Here is a 5,527-nt window from a genome sequence, read left to right as displayed (position 1 = left end):
GCGTCGGCGCGAGGGCCGCGGCCGCGCGCCGCGGCCGTGCGGAGCTCGCCGCCGTGACTCGCCCCGTCAGGGCGCGGGTCGCGGCCGCGCGCTGCGGCCATGGGAGAGTCGCCGCCGCGTGCCGCCGGCTCGGCCGGCTCGCTTGCGCCCGCAGCGGACACGGCCAGGCGGAGCGCCGTCAGCGCGTCATCGGGCCGGGTGCACGTCAGCGCCACGGCGCGGTGCGCCGCCGCGAGCGCCGTCGCGGTTCCGTGCCGCTCGGCGCACGCGAGCTGGTCGGCGGCGAGCACGGCAGCCTCGGCGTGCCGGCCGAGCGCGACGAGCGCCTCGACCGCGCACAGCCGCCAACCGACCACGCCCGGGCCGTCGGCGTCGCGCAGCGCCCATTCCGTGGCCGCCGCGCGCGCGTCGCGCAGCGCCTCCCGCGGCCGCTGCTGCGCGAGCCGCAGCCGCGCCCGCGACTCGAGCAGGATCGGCCGCGTGAGCACGCCGGGCGCAAGCGCGTCGGCGTCCCAGCGGGTGAGCACGGCCTCGGCGGCGACCGCTTCACCGTGCTCGAGCAGCGCGTCGGCCAGCGGCGCGGTGGCCCACGCGAGCGAGTCCGGCGGCGCGCCGACCTCGACCTTGAACTCGTAGGCCGGACGCGCGTCCTCGAGCGCTTCGCCGACGCGCCCGAGCCGCAGGGCGGCCATGGCACGCAGCCAGTTCACGTTCGCCACCGCGCTGGCCCAGCCGCGTGGGCGCGCCGCCTCGAGCAGCCCTTGGCAGTGCTCCAGCGCCCGCTCGAGGTCGTCGTTGTAGATCAACATCAGCCCGCGGACGACGGTGCCCACGAGCGAGTCGCCCTCGCGCTCCAGCTCCGGCCGGCGCAGCTGCGCGAGCGGCACCTGCGCCGGGACTCCGCTGAAGGTGTCGAGTCCCGCGGCGTTGACGCGCCAGAGCTCGACCTCCGGCGGCGACTGCCGCGCGCGCTGCACCCGGGCACGGCAGTCGGCCAGCGCCTCGGCGCGGGTCAGGCCCAGGCCGACGAGCTCCGCTTCCAGCCGCGCGACCACCTCCGGCGCGGCGTCCCCCGTGTCCGCGAGGGCGAGGTGGCAGATCGAGATCATGTCGTCGTAGAGCGCCGCCAGCGCCAGCGCCTGCGCCGCCCGCAGCGCCGCTTGGGCCCGGAGGCCCGGCGGCGCGATCAGCGTGATCGCCTCCCGCAGGCGCGCCGGGGCCTCACGGTCGCGGTGCGCGGCGAGCGCGAGCCCGCACTCCAGCAGCACCCACGGGCGGTCCTCCGGCGCCGGCGGCTCGTCCAGCGCGCGGCGCAGGTAGACCGCGGCGGTGTCGGGCGCCCCGCGTGCGACCGCCGCGCGCGCGGCGGAACGCAGCGTCGCGACCACCCGCGCGTCACCGTCCGGGTCGACGTGCAGCAGGTGCAGCGCCTGGCGTTCGGGCTCCGCGCCGCCGGCGTGCAGCAGCTGCCAGGCGCGCCGGTGCCAGATCGCCGTGCGCCCCGGCCCCAGCTGGGCCAGGACGGCCGTGGCGAGGATGGGATGCGCGAGCTCGAGTCGCGCGCCGGGCGCCAGGACCGCGGCCGCGCGCAGCGCGTCGGCGGCTTCGGCGGCCCGCTCGCGTGAGACGCCGGCCAGCGCGGACACCAGGCGCGGCGGGGCGCCTGGGCCGAGGATGGCCGCCGCGAGCGCGACCCGGCCGGGGTCGGGCCCGAGTCGCTGCAGGCGCTGCGCGACGTCGCGCGCGACCGCCTCCGGGCCGAAGGCCGCGATCCGCGCGTGCGACGGCTCGCTCGCCGCTTCGGACAGCGCCGTCGCGAGCGCGTCGACGAGGAACGGGTTCCCGCCCGTGGCCTCGTGGCAGGCCGCGCAGACGCCGTCGTCCGCGCTCGGCACACGCGCGCGGACGAGCGCGGCGGTCGACGCCGGGCTCAGCGGGCGCGGGCGGACCGCGGTGGCGCTCTCCAGCAACGCGCCGAGCAGCGCCGGGTCGCTCGGCGGCTCGCCGCTGCGCACGGCGACCAGCACCAGGACCCGCAGCCCCGCGACGCGGCGGGCCAGGTGCGCGAGCCAGCGCAGCGACGGCGCGTCGGCCCAGTGGACGTCGTCGACGGCGATCAGCACGGGCGCCTGCGCCGCGAGGTTGGCCACGAGCCAGGTCAAGCCGTGCAGCGCGGCGTGGCGCGCCTCCTCGCCGGGGCCGGCGAAGCTCGCCGACGGGTCGAGCGCCGGCAGCGCCAGCCGCGCGGCGTCGGCGGTCAGCGCGGGCCAGGCCGCGCTGCCGCGGATTGGCGCGAAGAGCGTCCGCACCACCCCGAAGGCGTAGCTCTGCTCGAGCGGCGCCGCGCGGGCCTGCACGACCTGCAGCCCGTCGGCGGCGGCCACGGCCGCGGCGAGCAGGGCGCTCTTGCCGATCCCGGGGGCACCCGCCAACGCGAGCACGCTGCCGTCTCCGGCGTGGGCGCGCCGCACCGCCGCACCGATCGCGGCCAGCTCGGCTTCACGCTCGAGCAGCCCCATGCCCCAACCCTACGGGGAGCCGTGAGCGTTGCGGGAAAAGATCGTGGTGGGGTCCACGATGCGCGCGCGGCCGGTGGCGCGGACGATCGCGCCATGACTCTCGCACCCTCCACCGCGGCCACGGTCCCGGCCGCCTTCCTCGACACGGTGGCGCGCATCCCGGATGCGGTCGCGCTGCGTGGCGAGCACCTCACGCTGACCTGGGCGCAGCTCGCCCAGCGCGTCGCCGAGACGGCCGGAACGCTGCGTGCGCTCGGCGTGCACCCGGGGGACACGGTCGCGACGCTGCTCACCAACCGCCCCGAGCAGTGGATCACCGACCTCGCGATCACGTTCTGCGGCGGGACGGTGTGCCCGCTCTACACGACGCTGCCGCCCAACGACATCGCGTTCGTCGCCAGTGACGCGGGCGCCCGGCTGATCGTCACCGAACGCTCGCTGCGCGACGGCGTCCGCCGCGCCGGCGTCGAGCCGGCGGTCCTCGTCGAAGGGCTGCCCGCGGCCGAGCCGATCGAGCTGCGCCGGTGGACCATCGACCCGCAGGCCGTCGCCGTCGTGATCTACACGTCCGGGACCACCGCCCGCCCGAAGGGCGTCGAGCTCACGCACGACGGCATCCTGACCGCGGTCCGCGCGTGGGACGCGGCGCTCGGACTCGACGACGTCGAGCGCATCATCTCGTGGCTGCCCAACGCCCACGTCATGGACCGCGTGCTGCACTACTCGCTGGCGCTCGTCCGAGGGCTCGACACCACGACCTGCTCGGACCCGCGCACGATCGCCGAGCAGTTGCCGCGCGTGCGCCCGCACCTGTTCATCGCGGTCCCGCGCGTGTGGGAGAAGCTCAAGGCCGGCGTGGAGCAGGCGCTCGAGCACCAACCGCCCGAGCGGCGGGAGGCGGCGCGGGCGGCGATCGCCGCCGGGTTGCAGCGCGTACGGCTCGAGCAGGCGGGCGAGCCCGTCCCGCCGGCGCTCGCGCAGGCGGTCGACCGGGCCGACGCGGCGCTCTTCGCCGGCCTGCGCGAGCGGCTCGGCCTCGACGCGGTCGTCGTCGCGGGCTCCGGCGCGGCGCCGATCTCCCGGGATGTGCTCGAGTTCTTCCACGCGATCGGCGTGGAGCTGCTCGAGGGCTACGCGCTGTCCGAGTCGGGCTGCCTGGGCGCCGTCGGGCGCCGTGGACAGCCGCGGATCGGGACCGTGGGGCGCCCGCTCGACGGCGTCGAGCTCCGGCTGGCGCCCGACGGCGAGATCCTGCTGCGCGCCCGCGGGCTCATGCGCGGGTACCGCGGCGGGCGCGACAGTCCGATCGACGCCGGCGGCTGGCTGCACACCGGCGACATCGGCACCCTCGACGGCGACGGCAACCTCACCATCGTGGACCGTAAGAAGGAGCTGATCATCACCGCCGGTGGCAAGAACGTGTCCCCGGCGCGCGTGGAATCCGAGCTCAAAGCCGCGACCCCGCTGATCGCGCACGCCTGCGCGGTCGGCGACCGGCGCCCCTACCTCACGGCGCTGCTCGTCCTGGAGCCCGGCGCGGACCCGGGCGCCATCCCCGCCGCGGTGGCCGCCGCCAACGCGCGCCTGGCACGCGTGGAGCAGATCAAGCGGTACACGATCCTCGACGAGCAGTGGGTGCCGGGCGGCGCGGAGCTGACGCCGACGCAGAAGCTCAAGCGCCGCTCGGTGCTCGCGCGGCACGCGGACGCGATCGACGCTATGTACGCGGCGGGGTGAACGGCAGCGGGTCGATGATGTAGAAGTTCAGGACGCCCTCGGGTTCGGTGTTGCGGAAGCCGATGAACACCCACTCGCCGGTGCGCGTCTGCACGAGCGGCGCGGCGAACAGCTTGGGGTCGGCCGTGAACGGTTTGGCGCGGGCGACGTCGAACGGGCCGAGCGCGTCGTCGGCGGTCACGTACCAGGTGCAGAAGTCGCCGAACGCGAGCCGCTGGTCCTCGCTCTGCTCCTCCGGGTGGCAGGTGAAGACGAGCAGGTGACGCTCGCCGACGCGACGGATCTGCGGCACCTCGAGCTGGCCGAAGCCGGCGGGGGCCGTGAGGGGCGGCTGCAGCTCCCACGTGCGCATGTCGTCCGACGTCGCGTGCGCGAGGACGCCGTCCTTCAGGCGCGGTGCGACCGGGTCGCGCGCGGTCAGCAGCATGTGCCAGCGGCCTTCGTGGTGGAAGACGAACGGATCGCGCCACGTCTCGCTCGCGCCGGACGCCTCATCGTGGACGCGGTACCAGCGCGGGTCCGGCCGGACGATCTCCGCGCCCCGGCGCTCCCACGTGTGCAGGTCCGTGGACTCCGCGACGCCGATCCGCTGGTCGCGCACGCCGTGGCCGTGCTCGGTGTTGAGCGCGGTGTAGTAGAGGCGCCAGACGCCGTCGTGGCCCCGGACCGTCGATCCGGTCCACAGCGCGAGCGCGTCGAACCCCGACTCGGCGGGCGTGAGCGCGTCCTCGTGCACCTCCCAGTGCGTGAGGTCGGTGGAGCTCGCGTGGCCGATGCACGCGGCCTCGTGGCGCAGCGCCGGGTCCTTCAGGGCCGCGGGGGCCTTGAGGAAGAAGAGGTGGTAGCGCTCGCCGTCGTCGGCGACCCAACTGTCCCAGATCCAGTGCTCAGGGTCTTGCAGCATCGCCACCGAACGCTGCCACACTCGGACGGAGATGGACTCGCGGTCGGTGTTCGTGGTGCAAAGAACGTTCGCGACGGTGCGGCGCGGCTACGACCCGGACGAGGTGGACCGCCACCTCGAGCTGGTGTCGGAGTGGTTCAACCGCGGCCTGGCGGGCGAGAAGCGACGCGAGGCCACCCGGCTCGAGGAGGAGGCGCGCGGCGCGAAGCTCGAGGCCGAGGCGACGCTCGAGGGCGCGCGGCTGAAGGCCGACGCCGACCTCGCGGCGGCGACCGCCGAGGCGGAGCGCATCCGTGCGGGCGCGCTCGCGGCGGGCGAGGCGGCGGGCCGCGCGGCCGCTGAGCGCCTGCTCGCGGACGCCCAGGCG

Annotated in this window: 4 protein-coding genes; 2 read left to right on the top strand and 2 right to left on the bottom strand. The window is 76.5% G+C overall.

All coding sequences use genetic code 11. The features are described 5' to 3' along the window. The coding region (locus OJ962_RS33895) for an ATP-binding protein (RefSeq protein WP_270006931.1) at window positions 1-2,519 on the bottom strand (2,519 nt) is incomplete at its 3' end. Between the two features lie 93 nt (window positions 2,520-2,612). Here OJ962_RS33895 and OJ962_RS33890 point away from each other — a divergent pair. Continuing rightward, on the top strand, window positions 2,613-4,256 hold the full coding sequence (locus tag OJ962_RS33890) for an AMP-dependent synthetase/ligase (protein ID WP_202957519.1): 1,644 nt from the start codon (window positions 2,613-2,615) through the stop codon (window positions 4,254-4,256). Here OJ962_RS33890 and OJ962_RS33885 read toward each other — a convergent pair. Next, window positions 4,237-5,160, bottom strand: coding sequence for a glycoside hydrolase family protein (locus OJ962_RS33885; protein ID WP_202957518.1), 924 nt, complete (start codon window positions 5,158-5,160; stop codon window positions 4,237-4,239). The two genes, OJ962_RS33890 and OJ962_RS33885, sit on opposite strands and share 20 nt — an antisense overlap. Window positions 5,161-5,191: 31 nt before the next feature. On the opposite strand from OJ962_RS33885, the gene OJ962_RS33880 reads away from it, so the two are divergent. Continuing rightward, the coding region (locus OJ962_RS33880; RefSeq protein ID WP_270006930.1) for a DivIVA domain-containing protein at window positions 5,192-5,527 on the top strand (336 nt) is incomplete at its 3' end.

This window comes from Solirubrobacter deserti (assembly GCF_027587175.1).
GTDB lineage: Bacteria > Actinomycetota > Thermoleophilia > Solirubrobacterales > Solirubrobacteraceae > Solirubrobacter > Solirubrobacter deserti.
Note: the sequence above shows the minus strand (reverse complement) of the source record. Positions and strands in the feature narration are given on the sequence as shown.

Bases quoted from the DNA above. Each gene is read 5' to 3' on its own strand.
- OJ962_RS33890 (WP_202957519.1), top strand. From the start codon at position 2,613: ATGACTCTCGCACCCTCCACCGCGGCCACGGTCCCGGCCGCCTTCCTC.
- OJ962_RS33885 (WP_202957518.1), bottom strand. From the start codon at position 5,160: ATGCTGCAAGACCCTGAGCACTGGATCTGGGACAGTTGGGTCGCCGAC.